The 14,765-nt window shown below is 55.7% G+C and carries 10 protein-coding genes and 1 pseudogene; 8 read left to right on the forward strand and 3 right to left on the reverse strand.

Going from position 1 to position 14,765, the window contains the following annotated elements; translation table 11 throughout:
* Positions 1-87 precede the first annotated feature (87 nt).
* Positions 88-1,719, forward strand: a complete 1,632-nt coding sequence (locus ACR0B8_RS08695; protein ID WP_170359624.1) for a bifunctional aspartate transaminase/aspartate 4-decarboxylase — start codon at positions 88-90, stop codon at positions 1,717-1,719.
* A gap of 29 nt (positions 1,720-1,748) precedes the next feature.
* The gene (locus ACR0B8_RS08700; RefSeq protein ID WP_170350233.1) at positions 1,749-3,422 is read left to right on the forward strand and encodes an aspartate:alanine exchanger family transporter; all 1,674 of its coding nucleotides are present in this window, start codon (positions 1,749-1,751) and stop codon (positions 3,420-3,422) included.
* A gap of 1 nt (position 3,423) precedes the next feature.
* Here the strand turns inward: ACR0B8_RS08700 and aspT are convergent, their stop codons facing one another.
* The gene (aspT, locus tag ACR0B8_RS08705) at positions 3,424-5,124 is read right to left on the reverse strand and encodes an aspartate-alanine antiporter (RefSeq protein WP_170359625.1); all 1,701 of its coding nucleotides are present in this window, start codon (positions 5,122-5,124) and stop codon (positions 3,424-3,426) included.
* Between the two features lie 802 nt (positions 5,125-5,926).
* Positions 5,927-6,937 (reverse strand): LacI family DNA-binding transcriptional regulator, encoded by a 1,011-nt coding sequence (locus ACR0B8_RS08710; RefSeq protein ID WP_170359627.1) that lies wholly within the window; start codon positions 6,935-6,937, stop codon positions 5,927-5,929.
* A 211-nt stretch (positions 6,938-7,148) separates the two neighbouring features.
* On the opposite strand from ACR0B8_RS08710, the gene ACR0B8_RS08715 reads away from it, so the two are divergent.
* The 6 genes and pseudogenes from ACR0B8_RS08715 to ACR0B8_RS08740 all read left to right on the forward strand — a co-directional run.
* Positions 7,149-8,417 carry an ABC transporter substrate-binding protein gene (locus ACR0B8_RS08715; protein WP_170359630.1) on the forward strand — a complete coding sequence of 423 codons (1,269 nt, stop codon included), beginning with the start codon at positions 7,149-7,151 and terminating at the stop codon, positions 8,415-8,417.
* A 76-nt stretch (positions 8,418-8,493) separates the two neighbouring features.
* Positions 8,494-9,339, forward strand: a complete 846-nt coding sequence (locus ACR0B8_RS08720; protein WP_170350238.1) for a carbohydrate ABC transporter permease — start codon at positions 8,494-8,496, stop codon at positions 9,337-9,339.
* Positions 9,336-10,172 carry a carbohydrate ABC transporter permease gene (locus tag ACR0B8_RS08725; protein ID WP_117871523.1) on the forward strand — a complete coding sequence of 279 codons (837 nt, stop codon included), beginning with the start codon at positions 9,336-9,338 and terminating at the stop codon, positions 10,170-10,172. Before ACR0B8_RS08720 ends, ACR0B8_RS08725 begins: the two co-directional genes overlap by 4 nt.
* A 23-nt stretch (positions 10,173-10,195) precedes the next feature.
* Complete coding sequence (locus ACR0B8_RS08730) at positions 10,196-11,236, forward strand: ABC transporter ATP-binding protein (RefSeq protein ID WP_480658382.1); 1,041 nt, start codon at positions 10,196-10,198, stop codon at positions 11,234-11,236.
* Between the two features lie 12 nt (positions 11,237-11,248).
* Entirely contained in the window at positions 11,249-12,526 is a 1,278-nt protein-coding gene (locus ACR0B8_RS08735; protein WP_170359632.1) for an MGH1-like glycoside hydrolase domain-containing protein, read from the forward strand.
* Positions 12,523-13,068, forward strand: a pseudogene (locus ACR0B8_RS08740) (D-lyxose/D-mannose family sugar isomerase); the annotation flags it as partial. The gene ACR0B8_RS08735 and the pseudogene ACR0B8_RS08740, both read left to right, overlap by 4 nt.
* 172 nt (positions 13,069-13,240) lie before the next feature.
* On the opposite strand, the gene ACR0B8_RS08745 reads toward ACR0B8_RS08740, so the two are convergent.
* Positions 13,241-14,725, reverse strand: a complete 1,485-nt coding sequence (locus tag ACR0B8_RS08745; RefSeq protein ID WP_480658380.1) for a DUF1214 domain-containing protein — start codon at positions 14,723-14,725, stop codon at positions 13,241-13,243.
* Positions 14,726-14,765: the final 40 nt, after the last annotated feature.

The raw sequence follows: 14,765 nt of genomic DNA on the forward strand, positions 1-14,765 counted from the left end.
ACTGACTACACAGTTTACACACATGCGAATCCTTGCGTACGATCCGATAGAATTTTTCCGATTGTTTTAACGCAAGGGTTTGATGCCATGTCAGAAACACTGGACCTGCATAAGTTCGAAAACCTAAGTCCTTTTCAAATCAAAGACGAACTGATCAAGCTGGCGCAGAAAGAGTCACGCCAGATGGCGCTGCCTTATCTGAACGCAGGGCGTGGCAATCCAAACTGGATCGCCTCCAAAGCGCGCGAGGCGTTTTTCCTGCTGGGTCAGTTCGCCATGACCGAAGCACAGCGCCATCGCAACGAAGCGCTGGTCGGTCTGGCAGGGATGCCGCAGGGGCCGGGTTGCTATGATCGGCTCAACGCCTATTGCGCGGACTCGATCGCGAAGAACGGCCCTCCGGGCGCAGATACTCTGGCCGCTGTGGTGGATTTCGCGATTGAGAAATTCGGTTTTACCCCAGACGATTTCGTGCTGGAACTCACCGATGGCATCGTCGGTGATCATTATCCAATGCCGGACCGGTGCATGGCGCATAACGAAGCCATCGTCCATGAATACGTGATGTGGGCGATGTGCGCGGGGCACCGGCCCGATGCCAAGTTTGACATTTACGCGGTCGAAGGCGGCACTGCCGCGATGTGCTATATTTTCAAGGCGCTCAAAAACCAACGGTTGCTGAGTGCGGGCGATACCATTGCGCTGGGCACGCCGATTTTCACGCCCTACCTGGAAATGCCGGTGCTTGAAGATTACGGGCTGAATGTGGTGGACGTGTCCTCGGAAGAAGAGGACCATTTCCAGCTGACCGATGACGATCTCGAGCAATTGTCCGACCCAAAAGTAAAAGCGTTGTTCCTGGTCAACCCGGGCAACCCGTCCTCGGTCGCCATCAGCCCCGAGGTCATGGCTCGACTGGTCGAATTCGTCAAAACCCGGCGGCCTGACCTGATCATCCTGACTGATGACGTCTATGGCACCTTCGTTCCAAACTTTCAGTCCGTTATGGGTCATCTGCCCGAGAACACCATCGGGGTTTATTCTTACTCTAAATATTTTGGCTGCACGGGGTGGCGTCTGGGGGCCATTCTGGTGGCCGAAAACAACATCTTCGACAAGATGATTGCCGAGGCTACGGAGGAAACCAAGACCGTCGTCAATGCGCGATACGAGACGCTGACCCCCGATCCGTCGTCGTTCAAGTTCATCGACCGGATCGTCGCCGACAGCCGCGATGTTGCACTGAACCACACGGCAGGCCTGTCCCTGCCGCAGCAGGTGATGATGACGCTGTTTTCGCTGGTCGAGTTGATGGACGAAGATAAGGGATATCAGAAGTTCTGCTGGGGTATCCTGAAACACCGTTTCGATGAACTGGTCGAGGGGATGGGTATCGACGTGCCCGACAACCCATTGTTCGACAAATATTACGGCATCATTGATTTCGAATTCTGGCTGCGAAAATATGTTGGCGAAGAGGTGGTGGTGTGGATCAAGGAAAACGTCCACCCGCTGGATATCTCGTTCAAGCTGGCGCAGGACCATGGGATCGTGCTGTTGAACGGATCGGGCTTTGATGCACCGAACTGGTCGGCACGTGTTTCTTTCGCCAATCTGGACGATAGCGCCTATCGCCAAATTGGGCGTGCCGTGCGGGCGGTGGCTGTGGGCTATGTACAGGCCTATCGGGCCTCGAAAGGATTGCCGCTACACGGCTGAGGCAGAGCCGCAGGGAAGGGGAGCTTATCATGGAGTTGATCGGGTCGATCCTGGGCCCTCATCCTGCGCTGGCCTTGTTCTGCAGCCTTGCCCTTGGCTATGCGCTAGGCAAGATCACCATCGGCTCGTTTACCGTTGGATCGGTGGCGGGCTGTCTTCTGGCCGGTGTTCTGGTCGGCCAGACCGGTGTGGTCGTTTCAGATGACCTGAAACAGGCGTTCTTTTTACTGTTTCTGTTCTCCATTGGGTACCGAACCGGGCCACAATTTTTTCGGTCTTTGAACTTTAGTGCGTTGCCGCAGATTGCCATCACAGTGTTGCTTTGTGTTGTGGCGCTGTTGGTCGCGGTGCTGTTAGCTCCGCTTATGGGGCTGTCCGTTGGAATTGCTGCGGGGCTTTTAGCGGGCGGTGTCACGGAAAGCGCGACCTTGGGTGTTGCCATTGACGCCTTTGCCAAAGCTGGCGCCGACGAGACCGCGCAAGCCATTTTCGACGGTGAGATTGCCACCGGTTTTGCTGTGGCTTACTTCGTCGGGGTCATTGCGACCATCATTTTCCACACGCAGCTGGCGCCCAGGCTCTATGGCAGGTCGCTGAAAGAGGCCTGCGCAGAATACGAGGCCGGGTTGAACAGCAACGACGCCCCGATGGTGTCCGAACACCGCGATTTCGAAGCCCGCGCTTATCGTATCAATCCCGAATTCGTCGGCCACAGGATTTCCGAGCTTGAGGCCCGCGTGCCCGAACATGTCCGCGCGTTTTTCGATCGTATCCGCCGGGGGAATAAGATCCTGCCCACCACACGCGATATGGTGCTGCAAGAGGGTGACATAGCCGCCATCGCCGGCGTGCGATCCTATCTGATCGAACACACCGCCTTATTGGGGGAAGAGGTTGAAGATCCTGAACTTCTGGACTTGCCGGTTCAAACCAACGACATCGTTGTGACCAACAACGAGGTGGTCAACAAGACCCTGGCTGAACTGTCCGCCCGTCCCGAAGCGCGCACCATCTACCTGCGCGGCATCATGCGCAGCGGCGAGCGTTTGCCAATCTTTCGCGGCGTGACCCTGCACAAGGGTGACGTGCTGACCGTTTCGGGCACTCGCAGTCATATCGAGGATGCCGCTGCACGCCTTGGTTATCTGGACCGTGAAACCAGCAAGACCGATATGGTTTTTGTGGCCTTTTTCATCCTGATGGGCGGGTTGATCGGTATCCCCGCGTTGAAGTACGGCGCGATAGAACTGGGGCTTGGGACGTCGGTCGGCGTGCTGCTTGGCGGTCTGGTGGCGGGGTGGTTGCGCTCGGTCCATCGCACATTCGGCTTTGTGCCCGAGGCAACGCTGTGGATTTTCGACTCGCTTGGTTTGTGCGTGTTTGTGGCCTGCGTGGGCATCACCTCGGGGCCGAGCTTTGTGACCGGGGTGATCGAAAGCGGGCCATCTTTGATCTTCGGGTCGGTGGCCATCGTGTTGTTGGCCCATGGGTCGGCGGTCATTGTTGGGTGCAAGGTCTTTGGAATAAACGAGGGCGTTCTGGCGGGCACCTGCTGCGGGGCAGGGACCTCGGCCCCCGGTCTGGCTGCCGTGCAGGAAGCGGCGCAGAGCCAGGTTCCAACCCTGGGCTATGGTCTTGGCTATGCCGTGGGCAACGTCTTGCTGGCCCTGTGGGGCTCGGTCATCGTTATTGTATTGATGTAGCTTACGGCACGAATGCCACAACCAACGGACCCCAGAGTGTCAGGAATATGTTCGCCACCGCATAAGTCATCGTAAACGCGGGCGTCGGGGTTGCATTCCCGGCTTTTTCCAGAAGCGTTGCAAAACCCGGATTACCCGACCGCGACCCTGTCACCACTGCACAAGCCTCGACCGGGTTTTTGATACGCAAGACGAAATAATTGATCGGGAACTGCACGATCATCGGCATCAGCGTGACCACGACGCCCAACAACAGCAAGGTGATCCCGTATTGCTGAATGGCTTCAAGCGCAGGCTTACCCGCGTTCAGCCCGACAACCCCGACGAATACGGCCAGGCCAAAGCTTTGTAGGAAATTCGCAGCCCCGCGATTGATCCCACCGATCTTGGGCCGCCGGATGCGCAGGTATCCGATGATCAGCCCGGTTACCAAGCAACCAAGACCGGACCCAAGCGCCACTTTCGTACCGGCAATGACAAAACTGATCTCACCGATCAGATATCCAACAGCCACGCCGACCCCCAGTGCAATGAAGTTGGTGACCGAGGCTGCGGGCGGCACATAGCCCGCCATTTTAGCAACCCGGTTCAGATCATCCTTGTGACCGACAATGCTGACTTCATCACCCGCGTGGATTTCGGTGTTGTGCAGCACTGGCACTTCATGGCCCATGCGGATGATTTTTGAGATGTGGACGCCCCGCCGCTGATCCGCCGTCAACGCCTCGCGCAATTCCACTAGCGTCTTGCCGGTCAGTTTGCGGTTGGTGACCACGACATTGCGGCGCTCTTCCACAACGGTCAGTTCGGGCGGGTATTCTCCGATTTCACCGCTAGCTGTACCTTCGAATTGCGTCAGCGTGCCGACCAGGCCAGAAACCACGATCACGTCCCCTGCGCTGATCAAAGTACCCGGCGTCGGATCCACCGGGACGCCGTCCTGCAGCAGCTTTTCGACGACCAGATCTCCGTCATAGCTGCTTTCAATGGATTTTACCGTTTGGCCTGCAATCGCAGCGTCTGCATTCACCTGATAGGCGCGGGCATCAAAACGGTTCATCGGAAGGAACTCACCTTCCTCCAGCTTGCGACCGCCACCGCTGAGCTTCTGAGCCAGCTTGATTGCCTCTTGTCGCAGGTCGACACGCATGATGATCGGGATAACGCTAACCGCTAGGATCGGACCGATTGAGCCAAAGATATAAGTGACCGAATACCCCACCGCGATATTGGTTTTCAGCTTTTCCGCCTCATCCGCTGCCAGCCCCAGCAAGTCGATGGCATTGCCGGCGGTGCCGATGATCGCTGACTGCGTCAACCCTCCGGCGGCCAACCCGGCGGCCAGCCCTTTGTCCAACCCCGCCAATCGAGCCACGACGATGACGAAGAACAGCCCCCATAGCGTCATCATGAACGCGGCCAGCAGCTTTGTCAGGGCGGTTCGGTTCAGAGCCGCAAAAAACTGCGGGCCGCCATTGTAGCCGACCATGAAAATGAACAGCGAGAAAAAGACGTTCTGAACATCCGTACTCAGGTTGATACCGCCGATCTGACCCACAAAAACGGCCACCAGCAAGGTTCCGGCGATACCACCCAGTTCGAACTTGCCGACCCGGAACTTGCCGACGCCGTATCCCAGGCCAAGACAGAGAAAAAGCGCCATGATCGGAAAGGCGCGGAGCTGTTCAGTGATCAATTCCATCTTAAATTCTCCAGGGTTCAAGTCTGGCTTTAACGGCGCCACGAATGGTGCTTCAGAACGCTGATAATGCTTGGAAATTTAGATTATCTGTGTTGCGTCGCGCTCAGGTAAGCATCGGTTTTGTGATCTGTCAAATTGCCCAGTGAAATTCACCGCCTGCAATGGAATCGACCGAGACGCGGCAAATTGGGGTTCGAAGCGCTATAGCACCCAACAAAAGAAAGGAACGCCGAGCCTGTACTGCGCGAAATACGCATGCAGTTTCATTTTGTGCCACAACAATGTGTCACGCCGCTCTAACGCATACAGTCTTGTTGTTTTGTTGGCTCGACCCTCAAAGGTTTTCCTTTTTCGCCCAAAAAAGCACAATGAAATCAATGCGTGGTAACTCGATTGCTGCCCCCAACATTCCTTTTTTGCAGCAAAGTTCTTCCTTCCAATGGCAAAGAAAAAGCCAGCGATACGCTGGCTTGCAAGAACATTTATGATCTCAGAGTAGATCGCGCCGGCGAAATACTATGCGGTTTCTTCCGTTTATTGCCCAACTGCCCGGCCACAGGAGTGCCTTGGGCGAACCGGATTTCCGCTTCGCCGTCGGTTGGGACGTTCGCGCACTCTAGCCTTGTGTGCGCAATTTGCCGGGGGCGTAGACCGGGCAGGCGGTAATGTGGGCCGTAGTTTCTGCTAAGGGCTCTCACTGCCAATTCGGACTTGGTGCAGAGAAGGTCCGTGGCGAGCCCAAAGTGTCAAACATCGCATGGTACTGCAATGAACGCCTGCGGCAGCAACTGAGAAATACACTTTAGTGGTCAGGGGCTGCTCCTGATGTTCCTCGAATTGTAAGAGTCGCAGAATACTCGAAATGACGGACTGGCAGATCGGGTGTTCGCATTCGGTCCAGAAGGATCTCGGCCAACCGCTTGCCTAACTTCTTCGGGTCGATCGCCATGGTCGTGAGGCCGGGCGTCGAGACGGCCGCATCCTCGATGTCATCGAAGCCTACTACTGAAAAGTCATGCCCTGGTTTCAATCCGGACTGGATCAAGCCGAAGCAAGCGCCAAGCGCCACAACGTCTCCGTTGCAAACAATACTCGTCACCTCGGGGTGTTTGTGACGGAGTGCGGCAATAGCGTCAAAGCCAGCACTCTTATTCTCATCGCATGGCCAGACAATTGGCTGCACGTCATCCATCTGCTTTAAAGCGCCAAGGTAACCGGCAATGCGTTCTTCACGCACGGACGATTGCTCGGTGCCGCCAAAATAGGCGATGTGCTTGTGCCCTAAGTCTATCAAGTGCTGCGTGGCTTGTGCGAGGGCTTCGGTATTAAGAATGCCGACATGGTCGAAAGACTGCGACACCTTTCGCATGAATGTCACAGCGGGAACACCGTGAGCATTCAGAAGCTCTATAGATACTTCGCTTGTGTCGAGCGCCGGAACCCAGATCAATCCACGTCGGCCAAATCTGATGCAGGCTTCCAGAAGGCGGTCTTGACGTTGAAGATCGCCTTGCGCATCGAGTATCGACACCATGAACCCTTCGGTTTCGAGCAAGTCGACGGCGCCACTCACGACCTCTGCGTTAAACGGGTTTGCCAATTTGTTTAGGATAAACCCGATCTCGCGATTGTCCCCTGATCTCATTGTAGCCGCCGCTTGATTTGGGACGTAGCGCAGACGCTTGGCTGCGCTCAGGACTTTCTGACGTGTCTTCTCTGAAATTCGGCCGGTGTCACGCATAACTTGGCTAACGGTTGGAACCGATACGCCCGCTTCTTTGGCAACGCTGGATAGGGTGGGTTTTTTCTTCATGGGCCACAGTTTAGATATATCGTTTTCCTAAAGTCGCAATTGGTTTTGAAATTGGCAAGCAAATTATGGCGAAAGCTTGGCGGCAACAGGCTTGACTCAAGATACAACGATATATCATATTAACTGCATTCGCCCGCAGACTGACCCAAAGGTGTCGGCGAGGGAGAGAGGTTGTCGGGTTTCGGTCAGCCTCAGACATAGGGAGGAAATCATGTCGATTCATCTGAAACTGTCGGGTGCCGTGTCCGGTGTTGCGATGCTTGTTGGCGCAGCTGCCGTGCAAGCTGAAACTCTGTTCTGGTCGACCCAGGCCCGGCCCGCCGAAGAAGCGCAGGCTATGCGGAGTGAGGTTCTTGGTGGCTTCGAGGGCGGGGTTGACTACCAACCGAACGAAGATGGCCCCTGGCTCACTCGCTTGCAAGCCGAGCTGCAAGCCGACTCAGGCAGCATTGACTTGCTGGGTTCCTTGCATGGCAACTTCTCGGCGATGAACCCTGATGACCTGATGGACCTTAGCGATCTTGGCGTCATGTCGGCGTCGGGCACTTTCAATGATCTGGCTAAGCTGGGAACCGACAGTCTGCAATATATGCCGTGGATGCAAGCGAGCTATATCATGGCCGCCAATACGGAAGCGCTGCAATACCTGCCTGAAGGTGCGGACATCAATGCACTGACCTATGACCAGTTGATCGCGTGGGCGGCGAACGTTGAAGAAGCGACGGGTCAGAAGAAGTTCGGCTTTCCAGCGGGACCCAAGGGTCTGAAACACCGCTTTTTCCAAGGTTATCTTTACCCGTCCTACACCAACGGTGTTGTGCGGACCTTTGCTTCGCCCGAGGCTGTGACGGCATGGGAAAAGTTCAAAGAACTTTGGAGCCATACGAACCCCGCATCAACCAACTTCTCATTCATGCAGGAGCAGTTGTTGAACGGCGATGCCTGGATTGTCTTTGATCATACTTCGCGCCTTGCGCAGGCTTTCAATGAGCGTCCCGACGATTTCGTCGCCTTCCCGGCGCCTGCTGGACCGACTGGTCGTGGCTTCATGCCTGTTTTGGCAGGTGTTGCCATCCCACGCACCGCGCCGGATGCCGAAGGTGCCAAAGCTTTGGTGACTTATCTGATGCAGCCCGAGACACAGATCGCAACCCTTAAAGCCACTAACTTCTTCCCTGTGGTTGATGTTGAGCTACCAGACGATCTACCGCCTTCGGTCAAAGCTGCCGGCGAAGCGGTTGCCAAGATGAGCAGCTCGGCAGACGCTAATCCCGGCCTACTGCCTGCAGGTCTGGGTAGCATGGGCGGCGACTTCAACCGTGTATACGTGGATGCGTTCGAACGCATTGTTCTGGCTGGTCAACCCATTGAGCAGGTTCTGGAAGATCAAAAGAAACAGCTGGAAAAGATCATGAACGAAACCGGCGCGCCTTGCTGGGCACCAGATGCACCTTCGGAAGGTGCCTGCCCGGTCGAATAAGACCTTCCATGACTGCCGGGCCGCGGAAGCTGTGGCCCGGCTCCCCAGCAAATTCCCAACTTAAAGGAGCGGTCCGATGGAAGCGCGGCTATTGCCTTACTTTCTGATCCTCCCGGTGACCCTGTTTCTCTGCCTGTTTTTCCTATACCCGTTTGCGCTAGTGGCGCAGCAGGCGTTTGGAACTGAGAACGGATTCTCACTGGACAACTTTCGCGAGGTTGTGAGCTACTGGAAGTTCCCGATTTCGATGAAGAACACTTTTCTTCTGGCCGCAGCCGTGGTGCCAATTCAGCTGGCGCTGTCACTTCTAATGGCTACGATGGTCACGAAGATGCAAAAGGGCCGTGATCTGGTTCTGTATATTTGGACCATTCCCTTGGGGATTTCTGACCTTGCTGCAGGTATCATCTGGTTGGCGATCTTCGAGCAGTCGGGCTTTCTGAACTCGATGATGGTCGGGCTTGGTGTCACTGACCAACCTGTAAGTTTGCTGAGTTATCAAACACCCTGGGTTGTGTTCCTGGCGATTATGCTTGCCGAGATTTGGCGCGCGACCGCGATTATGCTTGTGATCCTTGTGGCGGGCATCGGTCTGATCCCCAAGGAATACTACGAGGCTGCGGATGTGTTTGGCGCCTCGCGCTGGAAACAGTTCACCCGGATCACTTTGCCGCTTCTGCGCCCATCGCTGCAAACTGCCCTGGTCCTGCGTGTCATTCTGGCCTTTGAAGTCTTTGCTGTGGTCGCAGCCCTTGGGGGAACGATATTCCCGGTGCTTATGGGCGAAATCTACGCCTATCAGTTTGACTTGCAGAATGGCGGAGCAGCGGCAGCGCTGGCGATCATCGTTCTGATCATCTCGATCGTCTTCACTCTGATCATCATGCGCGCTCTGCGCGTCCCGAAAGGAGCCACGATATGACGGCAGTTGCAGACGTTGTGGCCCCTGACGCCCGCAAAGCGGGAAGGGGGCTCTATCGGGCTGGGGTTATCCTGCTGTGCGCTTGGGTGATTATTCCGCTCTACCTACTGTTCGTGAACACGATGTCTTCACCGGATACGGTGAACAGTTTTCCCAAGAGTTTCATTCCGGAGTTCAATATGGGATCCTTGGAGTTCTTTATGGGGTTCCAGGGGATGCTGAGGGCGCTTTGGAACTCGGTTGTGGTGGCTTTGATGACGATGGTGATGTCCATCGCCATAGGCGCCCCCGCGGGCTACGCGCTATCGCGGTTCGACTTCCGAGGGAAAGAACTGTTCCGGCTGCTGATCCTGCTGACACGGGCCTTCCCGCTTCCGCTTTTGGCACTACCCTTGGCAGTTCTCTTCATCCGTACGGGCTTGGATGATACGGCTTTTGGTCTGGCGCTGGTTCATACAACGTTGGCGATCCCCTTCGCGGTGCTCATCACCTTTTCGCTCTTCTCGGGTATCCCGCTGGAGCTCGAAGAAGCGGCTTGGACATTGGGCTGCACACGGCTGACCGCATTCACCAAGGTGATCCTGCCTCTGGTGCTACCAGGGATCACAGCCTCGGCGATTTTCGCCTTTGTGATCTCGTGGAACGAAGTGTTCGCGGCCGCCGTTCTGACCATCGAGAACCGGACGCTTCCCGCGTTCCTGTTGCAGACCCTGGGCGAGGCCCCTTTGCACCTGAAATTTGCAGGCGGCTTTATCCTCGTGGTGCCTGCTCTGATCTTCATCTTCGCGGTACGCAAATATCTCTTTGCGATGTGGGGCATCGCCAACCGCTGAGCGGTGGCTGAAAGGAAACTGTTATGGCTGAAATACAGATCAAGAACGTCGCCAAGAACTTTGGATCTTACCAGGCTCTTCACGACATCAACCTGACCATCGCAGACCAGGAATTTATGGTCCTTTTGGGCGCCTCGGGCTGTGGTAAATCTACGCTTTTACGCATTATCGCAGGGTTGGAAACGGCTACGACCGGCGAAATCTGGATCGGTGGCCGCCGGGTAGATCACCTGTCGCCCAAAGATCGCGGCATCTCGATGGTGTTCCAGAACTATGCGGTGTTCCCGCACCTGACTGTATTCGAGAACATTGGCTTTGGTCTTCGGATGCAAAAGCTGCCCGATGATGAAGTCAAACGCCGGGTCGAGAGAACTGCTGGGCTGATGCATATCGAACAGCTTCTAAAGCGCTATTCGGGAGAATTGTCCGGCGGCCAACGTCAACGGGTCGCTGTTGCCCGTGCGTTGGCAATGGAGCCGGACGTGATCCTGATGGATGAGCCGCTGTCGAACCTTGACGCGCTCCTACGCATGGAGATGCGTGCTGAGTTGAAAGGCGTTCTGGCCGAAAGCAAAACCACCGCCATCTATGTGACACACGATCAGGTCGAAGCTATGTCCATGGCTGACCGGATCAGCGTTATGCATCAGGGCAAAATTGTTCAGGCAGCCTCACCCATCGAAGTGTACAGGGATCCAGCGGCCGAGTTTGTGGCCAGTTTCATCGGCAACCCTCCTATGAATTTCCTCCCAGCTGAAGCTGCGGGCTCTGGTCGCTGGACAGTGGCGGGACAGAGCTTTGACGGGCCGGCAAATGGAAAAGATCTTAAATGGGCCATCCGTCCAGAAGATCTGCGCATTGCGGATCAGGGTTTTGGAGCGCGAGCCAAAGTAGTGGAGCCTCTGGGCGCACATTTGTTGGTGACTTGTGAAGTGGACGGACACCAGTTCCGCGCTGTCCTGGACAGTGAGCTCAGCGTGAAACCTGGTGACGTACTTACGCTGGCGCCGCAAGAAGGCCGGGGTCGCTGGTTTGACACCGAAACCACTTTGGCTGTCGCTTAAAGGAGAAGATATATGAGCCAAGCGCTGATTGATCAGGCTCGTGAAGTAATGGAAGGAAATGACCGGGGTAGCTATACAGTTCCCACCCATGGCCTCTATCCCTTTCAGTGGAATTGGGACAGCGCATTGTCCGCGCTTGGCTTCTCGCATTTTGACATGAATCGGGCATGGGTCGAGGTCGAGACTCTTATGGCTCATCAATGGGACGATGGTATGGTGCCCCATATCATCTTTCATGAACCCGATGACGGATATTTCCCAGGCCCTGAAGTCTGGAAAACCGGTCAAGTTATACCCACGACTGGCATCACCCAGCCAGCGGTCGCGGGCTTTGCTGTGCGGAAGCTCTACGATCGGTCCAACGACAAGGCTGTTGCGCGCGAACGGTTGGCTGAGCTCCTACCAAAGGTTCATGCGTGGCACCAATGGTTCTATCGCGACCGCGATCCCGACGGTACGGGGTTGGTCGCAATCATTCACCCTTGGGAGTCTGGCCGAGACAACTCGGTGGATTGGGATGAAGCGCTGGAAGCCATGCCGATCGAGGGCGTCGCGCCATTTACGCGGCGCGATACGACACACGCCAACCCTGATCACCGCCCGTCGGACGAGCAATACAAGTGTTACATCTGGCTGCTTGAACATTTCCGAGGGCTTGGTTGGGACAATGCGAAGCTCCACGATGCCTCACCCTTCCGGCTGGTTGATCCGGGCTTCAACGGTATCCTGATACGGTCCTGCGACGATGTAGCGGATTTGGCCGAAGTCCTGGGCGATACCTCAATGGCTTCGGAGGCGCGAACAATGGCCGTGAAGGGTCGTGCGGCATTGGAAAGCCTTTGGAATAGGACACTTGGACAATACACGTGTTACAACCGCGCTGCTGGTCATCTGCAGAGCACGCCCACGGTAGCAGGGCTACTCGCAGCAATTGCCGATGTCCCTCATGGCCGCGCTGAGGAGTTGGTACGCAGGATCGCCTTGTTGGGCCAACGATGCGGCTATCTGGTGCCCAGTCACGACCCGGCAGATGGCGCTTTTGACAGCCTGCGCTACTGGCGCGGGCCGACATGGTTAATCGTAAATTATTTGATTGCTGAAGGTCTAGGTCGGTCCGGGCAGGGGGAAATGGCACAACGCATCCTCGCCGACAGCCTAAAGCTTATTCAGAAAAGCGGCTTTGCAGAATATTATGACCCGATGAGTGGTGAACCTTGTGGCGGCGGTAGCTTTACGTGGACCGCAGCCATGGTAATCGAAATCCTCAAAACCAAAAGAGTGCCGGCATAAAGCGTTCGCGCATCAATGAAACCATGGCCCAAGCAGATGAGATGATCCGCACTCACGGGTTCACGTTGCCGCCCTTTGCCTTTTGGACACCCAAGGAGTTTAAGGCCCGTGAAAGTGATGCCCGTCACGTGATTGACGCAAGGTGCGGTTGGGACATCACCGATTATGGTAACGGGGATTTTGACAAGATGGGCCTGTTCCTCTTTACCCTGCGCAACGGGTTACAGAGTGATTTGGCCATGGGCGGCGGCATGTGCTACGCCGAGAAGCTGTTGATTTCAAGGCAGGACCAGCTGCCCCCCCATGCACACGCATGTTCTGAAAGCTGAGGATATCATCAACCGCGGTGGCGCAACTCTGATTGTTGAGCTTTTCGGCTCAGGCAACACGGGTGGTTTTGCAGAGGATCGCGGCGGTGTGGTCTGGCTGGATGGCATCCGACATCATTATCAACCGGGCGAGAAGCTGCGCCTGGCACCGGGTGAACGCGTTACCCTGCGTCCTGGTGATTGCACGCGTTCTGGGGCGAAGGCGGGGACCTTCGCTGCTAGTGCAGCACTAGGCCATAGTGACGGCGGTAATGCACTGGAACCGGACTTTAGATCAAAGATGCAGTGTTTTGGAGCCTTGGACAGCAGCTATGTGGACAAAGCAGACATTACGCGGAATCGCGTTTTGGCCCGCTACTCGGACAGCTTTCTGACTTGGGCTTGTTCAAATTTTCTCAAGATCACCCAATACCCAGCCGCTCTCAATCCAGCCTTCAGCAGGTCCGTACAGTCGAAACAGTAAGAAGTACGGTTCCGTCGTCGGTATCCAATTGCTCTCCTGTCCTTCGGGTGCATCGGGAGCAAAGTAGATGTCATACGACCCATCATCGTTGACCTGCATTGATTCTACATCCCGCGACGACAGGCCGACTGGGTTCACATTGCGGATGAAGCTCTTGGTCTCCATCGAGTAGACAATCACGGACCAGAAATCCTCGGCGGGCGTATCTGCAGGGATGTTCAGTTTGTATGTCTGAGTATGGTCGTACATGTCTCCCGCGCTGTCGCGCAGACCAGTGAGATAGAAGGTGCCACCGCCCAGATTCTTGGGCAGATAGGTAATCCAGAAGTAACTTCCACCAGCCCGATCATCGACCAACACTTCGGTATCGGTCTCGTATGGGAAGCCAAGCTCGGCTTGCCCCTCGGCAAAGTCCCAGATCAGCCATTGCGACTTCAAGTCACCGCTTTCGTCGACCCAAAGCGGAACGGTCGCTAAACCGGGCTCAACGAAGTATCGCTGCATGGCGGCATAGGCCAATAGAAGCCCCTCGTTCATAGCATCGATTTGGCGTTTCGTCGGTTCGAAGGGTTTGCCTTTTTCGATCCCAAGATCCTTCAGGAAATTGACCATGATCTTGTCTTGCGGACGGATCGGGTTGTTTTGAATGTAGTCGTTCAGGTCCTGAAAGTAGGTATGATTGTAGTAGGGCAGCGAGTCATACGGAACCTCGGAGGCTTCGTGGTAGGTGTTCGGCGGCGGGTTATCCGCTTCCGATAAGTAATAGACCTTGATCGTCTGCGCATAGTCCGCAGCGTCGGCATCCGTCGCTCCGTTGTATAGCCTCGGGCGGAAAGAGAAGCCGTACTCGTATGTATCAGTTTCGAAGGGCATATAGCCCGCATCCGTCAGTTCCTGGACCGACACCTCTCCTTCGTAGCCGGGCGGGAGCATCAGGTACTTGCCCCCTTCTCCCTTGTCATGGCCGTCCGGCCCAACATCGACAATTGGCACGTCCCAGGCGTTCACAATCGTTCCGAAGTAGCTGACGTTGTCTGTTGCCGCCGGCACCTCGATCACAAGTGGACCGGGTTCAGATGTCATCGACGACCATGCATAGGCGGTCACGTCGTTCGCTGTCAAAAACCCATGCTTAGAGTCGAAGGGTTTGTTCAGGTAAACGACATCGTTGTAGTCGCCACCGAGGTCACGCCGAATGCCTTTCAGGAAGTCCACCATACCAGCCGCAGGCATTCCCCAGATTGCGGCCTGCGTCGCGCGTTGAACCATGATCGTGTATTCAATGTCCTCGATCTCGGCGGATCTCGCCAGAATATCGCCTGTGTCATTGAAAGACTGCGAAACGGCTTGTTGACCAGACAGTAGGATTGCGGAAGCTACCGTCAAACAGGGCAGTACAGTTTTCATATTGATACCTCGGCGTTTAATTGAAACCCCTGCAGTCTAT

The sequence above is a fragment of the Ruegeria sp. BH6 genome (genome assembly GCF_056538105.1).

Coding starts and splice junctions, on each gene's coding strand:
- aspT (WP_170359625.1), bottom strand. CDS start 5,124: ATGGAATTGATCACTGAACAGCTCCGCGCCTTTCCGATCATGGCGCTT.
- ACR0B8_RS08745 (WP_480658380.1), bottom strand. CDS start 14,725: ATGAAAACTGTACTGCCCTGTTTGACGGTAGCTTCCGCAATCCTACTG.
- ACR0B8_RS08700 (WP_170350233.1), top strand. CDS start 1,749: ATGGAGTTGATCGGGTCGATCCTGGGCCCTCATCCTGCGCTGGCCTTG.
- ACR0B8_RS08695 (WP_170359624.1), top strand. CDS start 88: ATGTCAGAAACACTGGACCTGCATAAGTTCGAAAACCTAAGTCCTTTT.
- ACR0B8_RS08720 (WP_170350238.1), top strand. CDS start 8,494: ATGGAAGCGCGGCTATTGCCTTACTTTCTGATCCTCCCGGTGACCCTG.
- ACR0B8_RS08735 (WP_170359632.1), top strand. CDS start 11,249: ATGAGCCAAGCGCTGATTGATCAGGCTCGTGAAGTAATGGAAGGAAAT.
- ACR0B8_RS08715 (WP_170359630.1), top strand. CDS start 7,149: ATGTCGATTCATCTGAAACTGTCGGGTGCCGTGTCCGGTGTTGCGATG.
- ACR0B8_RS08730 (WP_480658382.1), top strand. CDS start 10,196: ATGGCTGAAATACAGATCAAGAACGTCGCCAAGAACTTTGGATCTTAC.
- ACR0B8_RS08710 (WP_170359627.1), bottom strand. CDS start 6,937: ATGAAGAAAAAACCCACCCTATCCAGCGTTGCCAAAGAAGCGGGCGTA.
- ACR0B8_RS08725 (WP_117871523.1), top strand. CDS start 9,336: ATGACGGCAGTTGCAGACGTTGTGGCCCCTGACGCCCGCAAAGCGGGA.